This is a genomic window from Pleomorphomonas carboxyditropha, assembly GCF_002770725.1.
GTDB classification, from domain to species: domain Bacteria; phylum Pseudomonadota; class Alphaproteobacteria; order Rhizobiales; family Pleomorphomonadaceae; genus Pleomorphomonas; species Pleomorphomonas carboxyditropha.
In genome coordinates this window covers 1-18,444 of the sequence record NZ_NQVN01000041.1, presented here as the reverse complement: position 1 = coordinate 18,444, position 18,444 = coordinate 1, and the positions used below count along the sequence as shown (strand labels likewise).

Here is an 18,444-nt window from a genome sequence, read left to right as displayed (position 1 = left end):
CCGCTGTATTTCTTCCTCGAACGCTACCGCGACAGCTATCTCAACGAGCTTGGCGCCTTCTTCTCCGCCGTTGCCGGCGAGGCGGAAGTGCCGGTCACCGGCGAGGACGGCCTGCGGGACCTGGTGGTCGCCATGGCGGCCAGGACGTCGCTGCGGGAAGGCCGGCCGGTCGCCATCTCCGAGATCGAGGTTCCGGTCGCCGCCTGAGGCGCGGCCTTTCTCAAGGCATCGGCCGCCGGGCGTGCCGCAGCGACGTCCTGGCCGCCATACAGACAAGACAAAAAGAGAGATCGATATGTCCCAGCCCTTCACGCTCGCCGTCTGCGCGGAAATGGTCTTCAAGGCGCTTCCCGTCGCCGAACGGCTGAAACGCATCACCGCCCTCGGGTTCCAGGCCGAAATCTGGGACTGGACCAAGCACGACATCGCCGCCCTGGAAAGGTCCGGCGCCACCTTCTCGTCGATGACCGGCTACATCACCGGCACGCTGGCCGACGATGCCGGCGCCGACGAGCTGATCGAGACGGCGAAGACGTCGATCCCCATCGCCAGGCGCCTGCGCTGCCCGCGCCTCAACCTGCACGGCACCGGCCTCGACGGCCAGGGGCTGCCCGTCAGGAAATCGGACATGGTCACCGGCGCCATGTGGCTCAAGGCGCGCGACACGCTGTCCCGCATCGCCGACCTCGGCGAACGGGAGGGCGTGACCTTCGTGCTCGAGAATCTCAACACCGCGGTCGACCACCCGAAGACGCCGTTCGCCAGGGCGGCCGACACCATGGCGCTGGTCGCCGCGGTCGGCCGGCCGTCGCTGAAGCTCAACCTCGACCTCTATCACGCCCAGATCGGCGAGGGTAACCTCATCGAGCTCTGCCGCGCCGCGCTGCCGCATCTCGGCGAGATCCAGGTGGCCGACGTGCCCGGCCGCATGGAGCCGGGAACCGGCGAGATCAATTATCCCGCCATCGCGCGCGCGCTGGCCGGGATGGGCTATCGCGGCACCATCGGCATGGAGGCCTGGGCATCCGGCGACGACGAGCTGGCGCTCCGGCGCTTCCGCGACGCCTTCACCGTCTGAGCGGTTCGCCCAGTCGCCCCGAAACAGCGGTGAACGCCCGGCGCCACTATCGCAGGCGCCGGGCCTCGGTCCGTCGATCCCTGTGAATCCGGAAAACCCGGCAAGACATCCGGGGCTCATTTTCGTAGAAGGGAGAAAGAGAAAAGCGTGAGGAGCGAGCATGGGCAGGAGGTCGACCGCCAAGGAGGTGGCAGAGGCCGCCGGCGTGTCCAAGTGGACCGTGATTCGCGCCTTCACGCCCGGCGCCTCGATTGCCGAGGCCAGCCGCGAGAAGGTGATGGAGGCGGCGCGGCGGCTCAACTACTCGCCCAACCTGCTCGCCCGATCGCTCGCCACCAACCTCACCCGTCAGGTGGCGGCCTTCGTCGACGACTTCGCTAATCCTCACAAGCTGCCGTTCCTGGCGACGCTGACCGAGATTCTGCAATCGGAAGGGCTGGTGGTGACGCTGATCAACATCAACCGGCATTTCGATCACGTTCACGCCCTGCTCAACGCCGACCAGCGCCAGGTCGACGCCGTGGTCCTGTGCGGGACCGCTTTCCGCGACGAGACCTTGCAGGACAAGCGGCTCGGGCCGGGAACGCCGCCGACTTTCGTGCTGGCCCGCGACAGCCAGATCGACGGCGTGCCGGCGATCACCTGCGACGTCGAAACCGCCATGGCGGAAATCTGCGACTATCTGGCCGCCAAGCCTTACCGCAGGCCGGGCTTCATGTCCGGGCCGCGGACGCTTTCGACGGCCCTCGGCCGGCAACGGCTCTTTTCCGACTTCTGGCGAAACCGCGGTGTGCCGGCGATTCCCGACATCCCCGCCGCCGACTACAGCATCGGAGCGGGTGCGGCGGCGATGCGCGCCTATCTCGCCGCGACGCCGGCGGATCAACGGCTCGACCTCCTGATGTGCGAGAACGACGTGCTGGCCTTCGGCGCGATGGACGTCATCCGCGGCGAATTCCATCTCCGCGTGCCCGAGGACATCGCGGTCGCCGGCTTCGACAACACGACGTTTGCCGCCTCCCCCGCCTACGACCTCACCAGCTACGAGCAGCCGATCGAGGCGATGGTGCGGACGGTCGCCGACATGATCCTCGATCGCGCCGAGAAACGCACGGTCTATCTCAAGGGCCGCCTGGTGCCGCGGCGCTCGGCCTGACGCTTTGCCGGATTGTCCGTGCAATCCGCGCTTGGAACATTCATGCCATCGAGCGGCGACCGGCACCACCTGCGGGACGTCATCGCGGCGGCGACCCTTGAGACGAGCAGAATACGCCCCGAAACACATGAAATGCCTATTTCATACGTTAGTATGAGCCAGGCCGAATATACCCCTGCCCCAACAATATACCTCCCTGCCATTAGCCTTCGGCAATCAGGGGCTTAAAAATATTAAATCGCTTTGTGCAGGGCATGTGGGCGGAATCGGCGGGACTGTAAACATCCGAAAAGGGCTTGACGCCACACGCCGGTCGTGGAATTAATCTTCCATTCTAAGCGGAAAAACAGTCGCTTCATTCTTGAATGAGTGAGGCAAGGGAGGAGGCCGGGCTGCGGGGAGCGGACCGGCTGGAGGTGGGAGAAGACGGTCAGGCAGCGAAGCCGGTTTCCGGGCGGCGCGGCGACCTGTCGCTCAGCACCGCAATTGAGGAATCGGAAATGGTCGCCGATGGAATCCTGCTGAGAGTCAAAGGCCTTACCAAGAAATTTCCCGGTGTCGTTGCGCTGGACGGCGTCGATATCGAAGCGCGCGCCGGTGAGATTCACGGCATCTGCGGCGAGAACGGCGCCGGCAAGTCGACGCTGATCAAGATGCTCACCGGCGCCCACACGCCCGACAGCGGCACCATCGAGTTCGATGGCGTGACCTACACCGCCCTCGATCCTCGGCGGGCGATGGCCATCGGCATCGGCTGCATCTATCAGGAGCTGAACCTGATCCCGCACCTCAGCGTGGCGGAGAATATCTTCCTCGGCCGGGAAATCTACCTGTCGGACTCGCTGAACATCCTCGACCGCGCCCAGATGAACGCCAAGGCGGCCGAACTGCTCGCCGACATCGATCTCAACGTGTCGCCGCGGGCGCGGCTCGGCACGCTCGGCGTCGGCCATCAGCAGATGATCGAAATCTGCCGGGCGATCTGGTCGAACGCCAAGCTGATCATCATGGACGAGCCGACCTCCAGCCTCAGCGAGAAGGAGGCCCACGACCTGTTCCGGGTGATGGCGCGGATGAAGGAGCGCGGCGTCGCCATCCTGTTCATCTCGCACCGCCTCGACGAGATTCGCGCCAATTGCGACACCGTCACCGTGATGCGCGACGGCCGCACCATCGAATCCTTCGCCATGAAGGAGCGCTCGGTCGACAACATCATTCAGCTGATGGTCGGCCGCAACATCCAGAACAAGTACCCGAAGGAGCGGGCGGCGCACGGCGACGTCGTCCTGTCGGTGCGCAACCTCAACCGCAAGGGCGTGCTGCACGACATCAACTTCGAGCTGAGGGCAGGCGAAGTTCTCGGCTTCGCCGGCCTGGTCGGGGCGGGCCGCACCGAAACCGCCCGCGCCATCACCGGCGCCGATCCCTTCGACAGCGGCACGATCGAGGTGTTCGGCAAGGAAGTGAAGATCCGCCAGCCGCTCGATTCCATCAACGCCGGCATCGCCTTCCTGACCGAGAACCGCAAGGAGCAAGGCCTCATCCTGATCCAGAGCGTCGCGTTCAACGCCACCATCGTCAAGATGCACAAGTACGGCAAGGCCGGCTGGCTCAGCCTGAAGGGCATTCGGGAGACCGCCCGGAAGATCTGCGCGGAAATGCGCCTCAAGACCTCGGGCATGGACATGCTGGTGGGCAAGCTGTCGGGCGGCAACCAGCAGAAGGTGGTCATCGCCAAGTGGCTGCTCTCCAACGCCAAGATCTTCATCTTCGACGAGCCGACCCGCGGCATCGACGTGGGCGCGAAGGTGGAAGTCTACAAGCTCATCAACCAGCTGGTCGCGGGTGGCGCCGGCGTCATCATCATCTGCTCGGAAATGGAGGAGGTGATGGGTATGGCCGATCGCATCCTGGTCATGCACGAGGGGGAGATCACCGGCGAGATGACGCAGGAGGAAGCGACGCAGGAAAGGATCATGTACGCCGCGTCCGGATTCAAGCAGGCGTCCTGACCCTTACGACCAGACCAGCCTTTTACGGCCCACGCGGCCGGATCGCATTCCGTGGGAGGAATTTTTGATGTCCAACGAGGCCCTGACCAACAACGGCAAACTGCCGGCCGAAAAGGCAGCCGGCAAGAACGCCGCCATGACGGAGAAGCTCTATCAGCTCGGCGTGTTGCTCAGCCTGATCCTGCTCTGCGCGGTCATGACCGCGCTGTCGCCGCGCTTCCTGACCATGGACAACCTGATGAACGTCGCCTCGCAGGCGGCGGTCAGCGCCATCGTGTCGATCGGCATGTTCCTCGCCATCCTGACGGCGGGCATCGACCTCAGCGTCGGCTCGGTGCTGGCGCTGTCGGCCATGATGATGGGCATCGCCTCCGACCGCTGGGGCTTCGGCCCCTACCCCGCCATCCTGGTCTGCCTCGGCTCCGGCGCGCTGCTCGGCCTCGCCAACGGCCTCCTGCTCACCAAGCTGCGCCTGCCGCATCCGTTCATCTCGACGCTCGGCATGCAGAAGATGGCCCGCGGCATCGCGCTGTTCGTGACCGCCGCCGCCCCGATCAGCATGTTCCCCGACGAGATCCAGTTCCTCGGCAACAACTCGATCGGCCAGGTGCCCGTCAGCTTCATCCTGGTGGCCATCCTCTACATCGGCATGTATTTCTTCCTGACCCGCACGTCGACCGGCCGCTACATCTACGCCGTCGGCGGCAACAAGGAAGCGGCGCGCCTGTCGGGCATCAAGGTCAACAGCATCCTGAACCTGGTCTACACCATCTCCGGCTTCACCGCCGCGCTGGCCGGCCTGGTTCTCGCCGGACGCGTCAACGCCGTCTACCCGCTGGCCGGCCTCGACTACGAAACCGACGCCATCGCCGCGGTCATCATCGGCGGCGCCAGCTTCTTCGGCGGCGTCGGCTCGATCGCCAATACCATCATCGGCGTGCTGCTGATCGCCGTGCTGCGCAACGGCCTCAACCTTCTCAACGTCGACAGCGCCTTCCAGACCTTCGCCATCGGCGCGGTGATCGTGGTTGCCGTCGCCGTCGACGTGCTTCGCCAGAATGTCCTGAAGTCCGCGCGCTGAGGCTTGCCCTCCGCGGACCGATCGACTCGCCCTACGTCCGTTTCGATCGTCGGAACGGACGTAACGAGGTCTCGTAACGAGGAGACGCGAGACCAGAAACCGACTAGCCTTATTGGGAGTGAGACTATGAACCGGAGAACTTTCGCTGCTGCCCTGATGGCCGGTGTCTTCGCCGTCGCGGCGCTGCCTGCGGTCACCGCCGTCAGCAGCCCCGCCGCTGCCGCTGAAAAAGTGAAGATCGCCGTCGTCCTGAAGACGCTGTCGAGCCAGTATTGGAAGATCGTCGCCGCCGGCGCCCAGGCCGCCGCCGACAAGAACAACGTCGACCTGATCGTGCTCGGACCGCCGACCGAGGACGCCGTCGAGCAGCAGATCAACATGGTTCAGGACGTTCTCGCCCAGAAGCCCGACGCCCTGATCTTCTCGCCGTCGCAGCCCGACACCGCCGTCAACGTCATCACCAAGGTGCGCGCGGCCGGCATTCCGGTGCTGCTGGTCGACACCGGCATGCCCGAGAAGTTCACCGACTATACCTCGTTCATCGGCACCGACAACATCGCCGCCGGCAAGGCGGGTGGCGAGGCGCTGCTCAAGGTGCTGAAGAAGGGCGACAAGGTGCTGCTGCTCGACGGCGCGCCGGGCAACCCGAGCATGACCCAGCGCTGCGACGGCGCCAAGGAAGTGCTGGAAGCCGCCGGCATCGAGATCGCCTCGCGCCAGCCGGCCTACTCGGACCGCGAGAAGGCCTACACCGTGACGCAGAACGTCTTGCAGTCGACGCCCGACATCGCCGGCGTGTTCGCCGGCAATGACGAAGAAGCGCTCGGCGCCCTGCGCGCCCTCAAGCAGAGCGGCAAGGAGGTTCCGATCATCGGCGTCGACGCCAATGCCGACAACCTCAAGGCCATTCTGGCCGGCGACCTCTACGGCTCCATCGCCCAGGGCAACTACGACATGGGCCGCCTCGGCGTCGAAAAGGCGCTCGAGGCGATCGCCGGCAAGCCCGTCGACAAGCGCATCGACTCCGGCGCCACGCTGATCACCAAGGACAACGCCCAGGAGCTCCTGGACTTCCGCGCCTCGATCAAGTGATCCCTGCCGTCGTTTGACGAAAGCAAACTGGCGAGGCGGCCTGAGCCGCCTCGTCACTTACCTGGATGCAACAGCTCCCGTTCGGCCGTTTCCCGGCGAGGGATAGTCCAACGATCGGTCTCCTCGCTCCGCCGCTTCCAGCGATCGCAGGCGAGCCGGCCGGTTTGCCGATACGGACTCTGAATCGTTTTTGCCCAACACTAACCGCCGACGCCTGATCCACCGGTCTATCGGAAGGCCGACGCCGGGCGTCTTCAATTCCGAGGTGTGTTCTTCATGTCCGCTTCCGTTCGCATCGGCATCGTAGGTCTCGGTCGGCTTGGCCGACGCCATGCCGAGAACCTGGCCCTCCGCGTTCCCGGCGCCGCCCTGGTGGCGGCCGCAAGCCCCATTCCGGAAGAACGAGCCTGGGCAGAGGCGACACTTCCCGGCGTCACCACCTATCCCGGCCTGTCGGAACTGCTCGGCCACCCCGGTCTCGATGCCGTCTGGCTGGTAACCCCGACCTCGCTGCACGCCGATCAGGTGATCGTCGCCCTCGAGGCGGGCAAGCACGTCTTCTGCGAAAAGCCGCTCGCCCTCGAGACGGCCGACTGCGACAGGGTGATCGCCGTGGCTGACAAGCGTCCCGGCCAGTTGGTGATGATCGGCTTCATGCGCCGGTTCGACCCCGCCTATGCCGAAGCCAAGCGGCTGATCACCGCCGGCGAGCTCGGCAACGTGTTCTCCATCAGTTGCCGGTCGGAGGATCCGGTCGATCCCGAGGGCTTCTTCGTGCGCTTCGCGCCGACGTCGGGCGGCATCTTCCTCGACTGCTGCATCCATGACATCGATCTCGTCCGCTGGATGCTGGACGGCGCCGAGGTGTCGTCGGTCAGTGCGGCCGGCAGCCGCATCATGTATCCGGCGCTCGGCGACTGCGGCGACGTCGACAACGGCTTTGCCACCGTCACCTTCAAGGGCGGGCAGGTCGCCACCTTCCACGTCTCCCGCACCTCCCATCGCGGCTACGAGGCGGCGATGACCATTTCCGGCACGGCCGGCGGCCTCGACATCGGCCGGAGCGTGCCGCGCCGTCCGGTCGCGGTGGAGACCGGCGGCTGCCGGCGGATCGAAGGCCAGGTCGATTTCTTCGAGCGGTTCGGCGATGCCTTCCTGCAGGAAGCGCGCGCCTTCGTCGCTGCCGTACAAACCGGCGGTCCGACGCCGAGCAGCATAGCCGACGCCCGCGAGGCGACGCGGCTTGCCTGCGCCATGCGCGAAGCGCTGGTCGTCGGCTGACCGGTGCCGGGAGCGCGGACGGGGCGCTCCCCTCCCCTTTTCGCAAAGCAAGCCCGGAGACGGCGGCGTCTCCGGGCTTGCTTTATGCGTCGGTCCGATGCTCCGGCGCGGCGTTATCGCTGATCCGTGCCGACAAACAAAAGCCCCCTGAAGACTTTGCTCCAGGGGGCAGGGTTCCGCGCTGGTATGCGGAAATCAGCGAAGACCAGCTTCGGCCAGGAACCGCTTGAGGTTGGCGATGCCCATGGTGACGTATTTCTTCGGGTTGGCCTTCTCGGGATCCTGCTCGGCCTCCAGCACCACCCAGCCGGAATAATTCGGCAGCGCCTTGAACACGCTGGTGAAATCGATCGCGCCGTCGCCGGGCACCGTATAGACGCCTTCCAGGACGGCATCGAGGAAGGACCAGCCCTCGGCGAGTGCCTTCTTGGCGATCGGCGCGCGGACGTCCTTGGTGTGGACGTGGCCGATGCGATCGGCGTATTTGCGCGCCATCGCCACGGCGTCGCCACCGCCCCAGGTCATGTGGCCGGTGTCGAGGAGGAGCTTCACCGCCGGGCCGGTGCCGGCCATGAAGCGGTCGACCTCTTCCGGCGTCTGCACCACCGTGCCCATGTGGTGATGATAGACGACCTGCAGGCCGTAGCCCTTCACCAGTTCGGCGAAACGGGTCATGCGCGGCAGGAAAACGGCCCATTCGGCATCGGTCAGCACCGGCCGGCTGGTGAGCGGCGCCGACTGGGTTCCGTGGACGGTGCGGGTGCACTCGCAGACGACCAACACTTCGGCGCCGGCTTCCTTGCGCCACTTCAGCTCGTTCTGCGCCGCGGCGAACTCGGCATCGGCGTCGCGCTCGAGCAGGAAGGTGGAATACCAGCCGGAGACGAAGACCATGCCGTAGTCGGCGAGCAGCTTCTTCAGCGCCGGGCCGTCGGCGGGCATCTTGTGCCCCTTCTCCATGCCCTGGATACCGGCGTCGCGCGCCTCGGTAAGGCACTGCTCCAGAGAAATGTTCCCCCCGATCTCCTCGAGGTCGTCGTTCGACCAGCAGATGGGATTGGCGCCAATGCGAATCATGTCTTCTCTCCCAATAACCGCGCCGGCACGAGCTCTCCGCCGACCGGGCCGTTCTCTTGCCAACTGTTTCGTCGGGGCAGGACCTGAGGTCTGTCGGACGCCTCTCTCCCAGGCCGGCACCTTCATGGAACAGGTATTCCGACCTCAGCCAGCTCCAGGGACGATCTTTCACCGCCTCGGACAAAAGTCAGCCGTCAGGCAGGGACGAGGAGGCAATCTGGGCGAAGGCCTCCTACCCCATCCATCGACCATCCATTTCCGATCTGATTATTCCTTATTTCATTTCATTCGGTATGTAAATTCTGTTTTTCTCGACCTCGACGAAGGTCGGCCACCGATACGGTCAGCGCCATGGCCACCGTAAGAGTAGCGGCGAGCGACCTGAATCCCTCGAAATCGGCCTCGACGATCTCGAACCAGGCGCCGTTTTCCGGCACCAGCGGGCTGAACGGGCTATCGGTAATGACGACCAGAGGCACCCCTTGCACCGCCACCTGGCGCATGTGGTCCACCGTGCTCGAGGCATAAGGAGTGAAACTGATGGCGAAAGCCGCGTCGCGGGGGCTGGCGAAATTGAGGATTTCGCGATCGATGCCGAGTGGCGAGCCGATCAATACGGTACGGATTCCCAGCTTGCCGAAGGCATAGGCCATGTAGGAGGTGATGGGATAGGAGCGGCGCTGGGCGAGCAGGTAGATGGTCTCGGCGTCGGCGAGAATGCGGGCCGCCTTGTCCATGACGACCGGATCGATCCGTTCGCAGACCCGTTCGACCGAACGGATCGCCGCCTTGCCGAATCCGTCCAGCATCGCCGCGGTGGCCGGCCGACCGGACGAGTGGATGGAGAAGGCATCGAGGCGCTCGTCGTAGTTGGACGGCCGATCGCGCAACCGCTCCTGGAAGACCACCTGCAGCTCGGAAAAACCCTTATATCCCATGGCCTTGGCGAATCGGACAAGGGTCGATGGCTGAACCTTGGCGGCGGACGCTATGCTGGCCACCGTGCCGAAGGCGATCTCGTCGGGCGATTCAACGGCATAGGCCGCGACCTGCGCCAACCGACGCGGCAACTTGTCCCGGCGCTCGATGATGATGTCGCGCAGGGCGCGGAACTCCTGCGGCGGCGCCCCCGCGCTATCGATATCTTCGAAATCCATCGGCTCGCTTTCGTCAGTCATCCCCAGCCTCGCTCGAAATCGGATCGGACGTTTCAATCCTATTCCACCGTTCCGACCAATACCAACCCTACCCGTCTTTATTTGGCGTTGGCAAAGAAATTGCCCCATTTTCAATAGGGTATGCCATGTTGAGGCGCTCAGGCAGCCCTTCCGAAAGGCGAGGCAGCGGCATAGCCCGGCGGCCTTTATGGCAAGACTTTCAATATCCTATTGAAATACCTCAGATAATTTCAGATCCGCATTGCGGATTGCCGTTGTTCCGGCACCGGTCCGAGCCGACGGCTTCGACCAAATGGTAATGACCACGCCAATGGTAGCGTTGCTATCCGGACAGGAAGGCCTTGACGGAACGAGGATATGGAACTTAAATTCCATATCGAAAAAAGACTGTTCCATATCATCCAGCCGACCTGTCCTTGACGGCAACGGAAGGCGGGCGGGAGCAGGCTTGCGACGGTCAATCCCGAAAGAGATTGTGAATCGTTTTTCACCTTTTGGCGCGGCGACGGTCTGAAGCATTTGGCCAGCGGGGGAGATCCGCGATACCCCCGCGGAAAACAGTCGAGGGAGAGAGCTCAATCATGACGCTGAGATTTGGATTGCTGGGCGCCGGACGCATCGGCAAGGTGCACGCCGGCGCTGTCGCCGCCACGGCGGGGGCGAAGCTGGTGGCCGTGGCCGACGCGCTGCCGGAGGCGGCGGCCTTCATCTCGAAATCATCGGGCGCCGAAGTGCGGACGATCGATGAGATCATGAACGCCAAAGACATCGACGCCGTGCTGATCACCACGCCGACCGACATGCACGCCGACATGATCGAGCAGGCGGCGCGCGCCAAGAAGGCGATCTTCTGCGAGAAGCCGATCGATCTCGACGTCGACCGGGTACGCCGCTGCCTCGATACCGTCGCCCGCGAAAAGGCGGCGCTGATGATCGGCTTCAACCGCCGCTTCGACCCCAATTTCATGGAAGTGCGCGCCCGCATCGACGCCGGCCAGATCGGCGCGGTGGAGATGGTGTCGATCACCTCGCGCGACCCGTCGCCGCCGCCGGCCACCTACGTGGCGCGTTCGGGCGGCATGTTCCGCGACATGACCATCCACGACTTCGACATGGCGTCCTTCCTGCTCGGCGAGGATCCGGTCAAGGTGTTCGCGGTCGGCTCGAGCCTGGTGGATCCGGAGATCGGCAAGGCCGGCGACATCGACAGCGGCTCGGTCATCCTGACCACCAAGTCCGGCAAGATCGCCCAGATATCCAACTCGCGCCGCGCCACCTACGGCTACGACCAGCGCATCGAGGTGCACGGCTCGAAGGGCATGGTGCACGCCGAGAACCTGCGGGCGACCACGGTCGAAGTGGCGGACGCCCAAGGCTATCGCCGCGAGCCGCTGCTCGACTTCTTCATGACGCGCTACACGCAGGCTTACGCCAACGAGATCGCCTCGTTCATCAAGGCGCTCGAGGCCGGCAAGCCGATGCAGCCGTCGGGCGAAGACGGCCTCAAGGCGCTCGCCATGGCGGATGCCGCGGTGAAGTCGCTGAAGGAAGGCCGGCAGGTGGACATCGCCTATTGAAAAAGCCGACGGCCGGCGGAGTCCGCCGGCCGTCTTTCTGGCAATATCGCGCCGAAGAGTGATCCCGCATGCCCAGTCTCACAGACCAGCCGGGCAACCTTCTGCCCGAACGGGCGGCGCTCACCGGCTATCAGCCCCTGAAGGAGGAAATCGTCCGGCGGCAGAAAGCCCTGCCCAAGCGACTCCTCCAGATCGCCGCCTTCGCTCTCGACAAGCCTGACGAGATCGCCTTCGGGACGGTTTCTTCCATTGCCAAGCACATCGGCGTTCCGCCGTCGGCGATCATCCGATTCGCCCAGCATTTCGGCTTCGACGGCTTCGTCGAGATGCAGCGCCTGTTTCGCGACCGGATGCGCGAGCGCAGCTCCGAATATGAAGAGCGCCTCCATTCGCTGAGCAGCGGCGTCGACCCGGACGACGGGGCCGGCAAGACGCTCGAGGGCTTCCTCGCGGCGGGCCGCCAGTCGATGGAAAGCGCCCTCCATTCCGTCAGCCACGAGGTGTTCTCGGCGGCGGCGTCCGTTCTCGCCGACGGCGAGACCATCTACCTCGTGGCGCGACGGCGGTCGTTTCCGATCGTCAGCTACATGGCCTATGCCTTCGGCAAGCTGGGATTGCGCTGCGAACTGGCGGGCTCGTCCATGGGCACCGATGGCGACCTGCTGCAATTCGCCGGCCCGAGGGATGCGGCCTTCGTCGTCAGCTTTTCGCCCTATGCCTCGGAAACCGTCGCGCAGGCCAGGTTTCTCCGGGAACGCGGGGTGCCGCTGGTCTCGCTGACGGATTCGCCATTCTCTCCCATCGCAGCGATTTCGAACGTTTGGTTCGAAGTTGTCGAGGCAGACTACGGCGGCTTCCGCCCGCTGTCCGCCTCCATGGTGCTCGCACTGGCGCTGAGCGTAGCGGTTGCAGAGAGGAAACAGTGGGATTAATCGCCCGGAACGAAATGGCCGCCATCTGACCCCTCGTTCCGGGATACTACGATGGTCGTAGAACAATAATTTCATCGACCTTTTTGATCGGAACGTATATTCTTGTCATCAAAGCGCGACACAGCGTAACGACGGAAAGCCCTGCGAGGAAACAATGACAGACACCCCCAGCGCGGCCAAAACACTCGACCTCATTGCCATTGGCCGAGCCTCGGTCGATCTCTACGGACAGCAGATCGGTACCCGCCTCGAAGACATCGGCAGCTTCGCGAAGTCGGTCGGCGGCTGTCCCGCCAACATTTCCGTCGGCACCGCCCGGCTCGGCCTGAAATCGGCGCTGGTGACGCGCGTCGGCAATGAGCAGATGGGTCGCTTCATTCTCGAACAGCTCGCCCGGGAGACGGTGGAGACATCCGGCATCGTCGTCGACCGCGACCGCCTGACCGCCCTGGTGCTGCTGGCGGTGGAGGACGAAGGCGTGTCGCCGATGATCTTCTACCGCTCCGACTGCGCCGACATGGCTCTATCGGAAGGCGATATCGACGAGACGCTGATCGCCAAGAGCCGCTCGATCGTGGTCACCGGCACCCACTTCTCCCGCCCGCATTCCGAGGCGGCGCAGCGCAAGGCGATCGCCCTCGCCAAGAAGCATGGCGCCAAGGTGGTGATCGACATCGACTACCGGCCGAACCTCTGGGGCCTCGCCGGTCACGACGCCGGCTTCGAGCGCTACGTCAAGTCCGATCGCGTATCGGGTCTCATGCGCACCGTCCTCGCCGATTGCGACCTGATCGTCGGCACCGAGGAAGAGATCATGATCGCCACCGGCGCCGACAGCGTGCTGGCGTCGCTGAAGCTGATCCGCTCGATGAATGCCGGCGCCACCATCGTGCTGAAGCGCGGCGCCATGGGCTGCATCGTCTACGACGGCCCGATCTCCGACGACCTCGAGGACGGCATCGTCGGCAAGGGGTTCCCGATCGAGGTGTTCAACGTGCTCGGGGCCGGCGACGCCTTCATGTCGGGCTTCCTGAGGGGCTGGCTCAAGGGCGAGCCGCTCGCTACCTGCGCCACCTGGGCCAACGCCTGCGGCGCCTTCGCGGTGTCGCGCCTGCTCTGCTCGCCGGAATATCCGACCTGGGAGGAGCTCAGCCTGTTCCTCGCCAAGGGCAGCAGCGAACGGGCGCTCCGCAAGGACCCTACCCTCAACCACATCCACTGGGCGACCACCCGCCGCGGCAGCTATCCGACGCTGATGGCGCTCGCCATCGACCACCGCAGCCAGGTGGAGGACCTCGCCCAGGATGCGGCGACGCTGAAGCGCATCCCCGACTTCAAGGTGCTGGCGGTGAAGGCGGCGCAGCGGGTGGCGGCCGGCCGGCCGGGCTTCGGCATGCTGCTCGACGACAAATACGGCCACAAGGCGCTGTTCGCCGCCGGGGCGGGCAAGGGCCTCTGGGTGGCCAAGCCGATCGAGCTGCCCGGCTCGCGGCCGCTCAAGTTCGAGTTCAGCCAGGATCTCGGCAGCCGCCTGATCGAATGGCCGCTCGAGCATTGCATCAAGGTCTTGTGCTTCTATCATCCGGACGACCCGGCCGAGCTCAAGGCCGAACAGACCGCCAAGCTCCTCACCGCCTACGAGGCGGCGCGCAAGGTCGGCCGTGAAATCCTGGTCGAGATCATCGCCTCCAAGGCCGGCCCGCTCGGCAACGACACGGCGGCAAGGGCGCTGAAGGAGCTCTACGCCGCCGGCCTCAAGCCGGACTGGTGGAAGCTGGAGCCGCAGGCGTCGGAAGTGGCTTGGCAGGCGATCGACGGTGTGATCAGAGACAACGATCCCTATTGCCGCGGAGTCGTGCTCCTGGGGCTGGAAGCGCCGATCGAAACGCTGAAGCAGGGCTTCGCCGCCGCCAAGGCCGCGCCCTGCGTCAAGGGGTTCGCCGTCGGACGCACCATCTTCGCCGACACCGCCCGGCGCTGGCTCAGCGGCGAGATCGGCGACGAGGCGGCCATCGCCGACATGGCGCAGAAGTTCGGCGCGCTCGTCGACGTCTGGCTGTCGCTGGGCGCCTCGCGGGCGGCCTGACCGGCGGTCCGCCGGGATGAAGAGTGTTCAAGCAAAGCTATGGCCGGACGCCGCCGCAGGATCGGCGCGCCGGCGGGAGGACTGAAGATGGTTGGCAAGACAGTGCGCCTCACGGTGGCCCAGGCGCTGATCCGCTTCCTGATGGCCCAGAAGACGGTGGTCGACGGCGAGACGCTGCCGATCTTCGCCGGCTGCTGGGCGATCTTCGGCCACGGCAACGTGGCCGGCATCGGCGAAGCGCTCTATCAGGTGCGCGACGAGTTCCCGACGCTGCGCGCCCACAACGAGCAGGCGATGGCCCATTCGGCGATCGCCTTCGCCAAGGCGACCTTCCGCCGCCGCTTCATGGCCTGCACCACGTCGATCGGCCCCGGCGCCCTCAACATGGTGACGGCCGCCGCCGTCGCCCACGTCAACCGGCTGCCGCTGCTGCTGCTGCCCGGCGACGTGTTCGCCAACCGCATGCCCGACCCGGTGCTGCAACAGGTCGAGGACTTCAACGACGGCACCGTGTCGGCCAACGACTGCTTCCGCCCGGTGTCGCGCTATTTCGACCGCATCAACCGCCCCGAGCAGCTCATCACCGCCCTGCAGCGCACCATGCAGGTGCTGACCGACCCGACCGACTGCGGCCCGGTGACGCTCGCCATGTGCCAGGACGTGCAGGCCGAATCCTACGACTGGCCGGACAGCCTGTTCGCCGAGAAGGTGTGGACGCAGCGCCGCATCCGTCCGGACGAGAACGAGCTTTCGGAAGCCATTGCCCTCCTCAAGGCGGCCAGGAAGCCGATGATCATCGCCGGCGGCGGCGTGCTCTATTCGGGCGCCACGGCCGAGCTGGTCGCCTTCGCCGAGAAGCACCGCATTCCGGTGGCGGTGACGCAGGCCGGCAAGTCGGCGATCGACGAGACGCACGAGCTGGCGCTCGGCGCCATCGGCGTCACCGGCACCTCGGCCGCCAACGCGCTCGCCGCCGGCACCGACCTGATCCTCGCCGTCGGCACCCGCTTCCAGGACTTCACCACCGGTTCGTGGGCGCTGTTCAAGACCGGCGAACTGAAGATCGTCGCCCTCAACGTCACGCCCTACGACAGCGCCAAGCACAACGCCAAGCCGCTGATCGCCGACGCCCAGGTCGGCCTCAAGCTGTTGTCCGAAGGGCTCGGCAGCTTCCGCGCCGACGCGGCCATCGCCGCCCGCGCCGCCGACGAGCGGACCGCCTGGTTCGAGGCGGCCGGCCGGGCGCTCGCCCCGACCAATGCCGAGAAGCCGTCGGACGCCCAGGTGATCGGCGCCGTCGCCCGCACGCTCGGCAAGACCAATGCCGTGGTGGTGTGCGCGGCCGGCGGCCTGCCGGGCGAGCTCGAAAAGCTGTGGGTGCCGACCGAGCCGGGCGGCTACCACATGGAATACGGCTTCTCCTGCATGGGCTACGAGATCGCCGGCGGCCTCGGCGTCAAGATGGCCAATCCGGACAAGGAGGTGATCGTCATGGTCGGCGACGGCTCCTACATGATGCTCAACTCGGAGATCGCCACCTCGGTCAGCCTCGGCCAGAAGATCACCATCGTCCTGCTCGACAATCATGGCTTCGGCTGCATCAACCGCCTGCAGATGGAAACCGGCGGCGCCAACTTCAACAACCTCTGGCAGGACTGCCTGATGGAGGCGCAGCCGGAGATCGACTTCCGCCAGCATGCCGAGAGCATGGGGGCGATTGCCCTCAAGGTGGCGTCGATCGGCGAACTGGAGAACGCCCTCGAGGCGTCACGCAAGAACGACCGCACCACGGTGATCGTCATCGAGACGCATCCGCTGATCACCACCGAGGCGGGCGGCCACTGGTGGGACGTCGCGGTGCCCGAGGTGTCGCCGCGCGAGGAAGTGGGCAAGGCGCGCGAACGCTACGAGGCCAACCGCCGCCATCAGCGCGTCTTTAACTGACCGACGGAAGCGCCGCCGGTTGCCGCCCGTTCCGGTGCGGCGGCCGGCGCGCTCCAGACAGGAAAGGAAAGCGACATGTCGAAGCTGAGCTTGAAGCCGAAGGGCGAACATGGCCGCGTGCAGGAAGTGACGCCGCAGAGCGCCGGCTGGGGCCACGTCGGCTTCGCGCTCGACCGGCTGGCGCCGGGCGAAAAATCGGCGGCCGAGACCGGCGACCGCGAGGTCTGCCTGGTGCTGGTGTCCGGCAAAGGCCGTCTCTTGATCGACGGCAAGGACTACGGCGAGATCGGCGAGCGCATGAGCCCGTTCGACGGCGCGCCCTGGGCGGCCTACGTGCCGGCCGGCAACCGCTACGCCTTCAGCGCGACGACGGCGGTCGAACTCGCCGTCTGCTCGGCGCCGGGCGCCGCCGGCTTTTCGGCCCGGCTGCTGCCGCCGGGCACGCATGACCAGATCACCCGCGGCAAGGGCTCCAACACCCGCCTCGTCACCAACATCATGCCGGAGAGCGACGGCGCCGCCCATCAGTTGCTGGTGGTCGAGGTGATCACGCCGGGCGGCAACACCTCGAGCTATCCGCCGCACAAGCACGACCAGGACGACATTCCGGCCGAAAGCTATCTCGAGGAAACCTATTACCACCGCTTCAACCCGCCGCAGGGCTACGGCTTCCAGCGCGTCTATACCGACGACCGCAGCCTCGACGAGGTGGCGCTGCTCGAGGACGGCGACGTGGTGATGGTGCCGAAGGGCTATCACCCCGTTGCGACCATCCATGGCTACGACAACTATTACCTCAACGTCATGGCCGGGCCGAAGCGGATCTGGAAATTCCACAACGAGCCGGCGCACGAGTGGCTGTTCACCGGGCTCGGCGCGCCGGCCGGTTCACGCTGAAGACGGGCAAGAACCTGCCTTCGGCAAAAGACAATTGTTGTCGCCCCGGGCGTTCGGCTGACGGAGGCGATCGATATCCCGAGACAGCATTACGGAGAAAATCATGAACAAGGAAATCCTGCAGCATCAGTTCGGCACGGTGGCGCGTCTCAGGTACCTGGTCGACAACGAATGGCGGGTGTCGAAGACGGCCAAGTACATGCCGGTGATGGATCCCTCGACCGGCAAGCAGATCGCCGAGGCGCCCTGCTGCACCCAGGACGAGGTCGACGCCGCCGTCGAAGCCGCTGCCCGCGCCTTCCCGGCCTGGCGCGATACGCCGATCCCCACCCGCATCCAACTGATGTTCCGCTTCAAGCAGCTGCTCGACGCCCATCTCGACGAGCTGACCGAACTGCTCGCCACCGAGAACGGCAAGGTGCTGGCCGAGGCCAAGGGCGACGTGCTCAAGGCGATCGAAGTGGTCGAATGCGCCTGCTCGACCCATTACCTGATGCAGGGCGACACCTGCATGAACGTCTCCACCGGCTACGATACGGTGTCCTTCCGCGAGCCGCTCGGCGTGTTCGCCGCCATCGCGCCCTATAACTTCCCGGCTATGATCCCCATGGGCTGGATGATCCCGTTCGCCATCACCACCGGCAACACCGTGGTGCTGAAAGCCGCCTCGATGGTGCCGCAGACGGCAAGCCGCATGCTGGAGCTGTTGATCGAGGCCGGCCTGCCCAAGGGCGTCGTCAACCTGGTCACCTGCTCGCGCGTCGAGGCCGACAGCCTCCTGGTCAACCCGGCCATCAAGGGCGTCGCCTTCGTCGGCTCGACCTCGGTCGGTCTGCACATCTACAAGACGGCCGCCGCCAACGGCAAGCGCGTCCAGGCGCTGACGGAAGCCAAGAACCACGCCCTGGTGCTCGAGGATTGCGTGCTGGAGCGCACGGTGCGCGGCATCATCAACTCGACCTATGGCTGCGCCGGCCAGCGCTGCATGGCCCTGCCGGTGGTCTGCGTCCAGGAGAGCATCGCCGACGAGTTCGTGGCGCTGTTCAAGAAGCT

At 65.5% G+C, this 18,444-nt stretch carries 15 protein-coding genes; 13 read left to right on the top strand and 2 right to left on the bottom strand.

The genetic code is table 11. The features are described 5' to 3' along the window. The 7 genes from CJ014_RS27990 to CJ014_RS26345 all read left to right on the top strand — a co-directional run. A partial coding sequence (locus CJ014_RS27990; protein WP_245427715.1) for a Gfo/Idh/MocA family oxidoreductase occupies positions 1-207 on the top strand: 207 nt, incomplete at its 5' end. An 88-nt stretch (positions 208-295) separates the two neighbouring features. Further along, entirely contained in the window at positions 296-1,078 is a 783-nt protein-coding gene (locus tag CJ014_RS26370) for a TIM barrel protein (RefSeq protein ID WP_100083478.1), read from the top strand. A 160-nt stretch (positions 1,079-1,238) separates the two neighbouring features. Further along, on the top strand, positions 1,239-2,234 hold the full coding sequence (locus CJ014_RS26365; protein ID WP_100083477.1) for a LacI family DNA-binding transcriptional regulator: 996 nt from the start codon (positions 1,239-1,241) through the stop codon (positions 2,232-2,234). Positions 2,235-2,734: 500 nt separating this feature from the next. Continuing rightward, positions 2,735-4,246 carry a sugar ABC transporter ATP-binding protein gene (locus CJ014_RS26360; protein WP_100083476.1) on the top strand — a complete coding sequence of 504 codons (1,512 nt, stop codon included), beginning with the start codon at positions 2,735-2,737 and terminating at the stop codon, positions 4,244-4,246. Between the two features lie 67 nt (positions 4,247-4,313). After that, entirely contained in the window at positions 4,314-5,327 is a 1,014-nt protein-coding gene (locus tag CJ014_RS26355) for an ABC transporter permease (protein ID WP_245427712.1), read from the top strand. Between the two features lie 126 nt (positions 5,328-5,453). After that, complete coding sequence (locus tag CJ014_RS26350) at positions 5,454-6,419, top strand: sugar ABC transporter substrate-binding protein (protein ID WP_100083475.1); 966 nt, start codon at positions 5,454-5,456, stop codon at positions 6,417-6,419. Between the two features lie 276 nt (positions 6,420-6,695). After that, a complete protein-coding gene (locus CJ014_RS26345; protein ID WP_100083479.1) occupies positions 6,696-7,700 on the top strand; it encodes a Gfo/Idh/MocA family oxidoreductase in 1,005 nt (334 codons plus the stop codon). 195 nt (positions 7,701-7,895) lie between these two features. On the opposite strand, the gene iolE is transcribed toward CJ014_RS26345, so the two are convergent. Both iolE and CJ014_RS26335 read right to left on the bottom strand, forming a co-directional pair. Continuing rightward, positions 7,896-8,777, bottom strand: a complete 882-nt coding sequence (gene iolE / locus CJ014_RS26340; protein WP_100083474.1) for a myo-inosose-2 dehydratase — start codon at positions 8,775-8,777, stop codon at positions 7,896-7,898. Between the two features lie 284 nt (positions 8,778-9,061). After that, entirely contained in the window at positions 9,062-10,063 is a 1,002-nt protein-coding gene (locus tag CJ014_RS26335) for a MurR/RpiR family transcriptional regulator (RefSeq protein WP_425351961.1), read from the bottom strand. Between the two features lie 473 nt (positions 10,064-10,536). Between CJ014_RS26335 and iolG the strand changes: the two genes are divergently transcribed. The 6 genes from iolG to CJ014_RS26305 form a co-directional block, all read left to right on the top strand. Further along, a complete protein-coding gene (gene iolG / locus CJ014_RS26330; protein WP_100083472.1) occupies positions 10,537-11,532 on the top strand; it encodes an inositol 2-dehydrogenase in 996 nt (331 codons plus the stop codon). Positions 11,533-11,600: 68 nt separating this feature from the next. Next, positions 11,601-12,464 carry a MurR/RpiR family transcriptional regulator gene (locus CJ014_RS26325; RefSeq protein WP_100083471.1) on the top strand — a complete coding sequence of 288 codons (864 nt, stop codon included), beginning with the start codon at positions 11,601-11,603 and terminating at the stop codon, positions 12,462-12,464. A 154-nt stretch (positions 12,465-12,618) separates the two neighbouring features. Next, a complete protein-coding gene (locus CJ014_RS26320) occupies positions 12,619-14,550 on the top strand; it encodes a bifunctional 5-dehydro-2-deoxygluconokinase/5-dehydro-2-deoxyphosphogluconate aldolase (RefSeq protein WP_100083470.1) in 1,932 nt (643 codons plus the stop codon). Positions 14,551-14,637: 87 nt separating this feature from the next. After that, entirely contained in the window at positions 14,638-16,494 is a 1,857-nt protein-coding gene (iolD, locus tag CJ014_RS26315) for a 3D-(3,5/4)-trihydroxycyclohexane-1,2-dione acylhydrolase (decyclizing) (protein WP_100083469.1), read from the top strand. Positions 16,495-16,569: 75 nt separating this feature from the next. Then, a complete protein-coding gene (gene iolB, locus CJ014_RS26310) occupies positions 16,570-17,391 on the top strand; it encodes a 5-deoxy-glucuronate isomerase (RefSeq protein ID WP_100083468.1) in 822 nt (273 codons plus the stop codon). Positions 17,392-17,494: 103 nt separating this feature from the next. Then, a partial coding sequence (locus CJ014_RS26305) for an aldehyde dehydrogenase family protein (protein ID WP_118847946.1) occupies positions 17,495-18,444 on the top strand: 950 nt, incomplete at its 3' end.

Bases quoted from the DNA above. Each gene is read 5' to 3' on its own strand.
- CJ014_RS26370 (WP_100083478.1), top strand. From the start codon at position 296: ATGTCCCAGCCCTTCACGCTCGCCGTCTGCGCGGAAATGGTCTTCAAG.
- CJ014_RS26365 (WP_100083477.1), top strand. From the start codon at position 1,239: ATGGGCAGGAGGTCGACCGCCAAGGAGGTGGCAGAGGCCGCCGGCGTG.
- CJ014_RS26360 (WP_100083476.1), top strand. From the start codon at position 2,735: ATGGTCGCCGATGGAATCCTGCTGAGAGTCAAAGGCCTTACCAAGAAA.
- CJ014_RS26355 (WP_245427712.1), top strand. From the start codon at position 4,314: ATGTCCAACGAGGCCCTGACCAACAACGGCAAACTGCCGGCCGAAAAG.
- CJ014_RS26350 (WP_100083475.1), top strand. From the start codon at position 5,454: ATGAACCGGAGAACTTTCGCTGCTGCCCTGATGGCCGGTGTCTTCGCC.
- CJ014_RS26345 (WP_100083479.1), top strand. From the start codon at position 6,696: ATGTCCGCTTCCGTTCGCATCGGCATCGTAGGTCTCGGTCGGCTTGGC.
- iolE (WP_100083474.1), bottom strand. From the start codon at position 8,777: ATGATTCGCATTGGCGCCAATCCCATCTGCTGGTCGAACGACGACCTC.
- CJ014_RS26335 (WP_425351961.1), bottom strand. From the start codon at position 10,063: ATGGGGCAATTTCTTTGCCAACGCCAAATAAAGACGGGTAGGGTTGGT.
- iolG (WP_100083472.1), top strand. From the start codon at position 10,537: ATGACGCTGAGATTTGGATTGCTGGGCGCCGGACGCATCGGCAAGGTG.
- CJ014_RS26325 (WP_100083471.1), top strand. From the start codon at position 11,601: ATGCCCAGTCTCACAGACCAGCCGGGCAACCTTCTGCCCGAACGGGCG.
- CJ014_RS26320 (WP_100083470.1), top strand. From the start codon at position 12,619: ATGACAGACACCCCCAGCGCGGCCAAAACACTCGACCTCATTGCCATT.
- iolD (WP_100083469.1), top strand. From the start codon at position 14,638: ATGGTTGGCAAGACAGTGCGCCTCACGGTGGCCCAGGCGCTGATCCGC.
- iolB (WP_100083468.1), top strand. From the start codon at position 16,570: ATGTCGAAGCTGAGCTTGAAGCCGAAGGGCGAACATGGCCGCGTGCAG.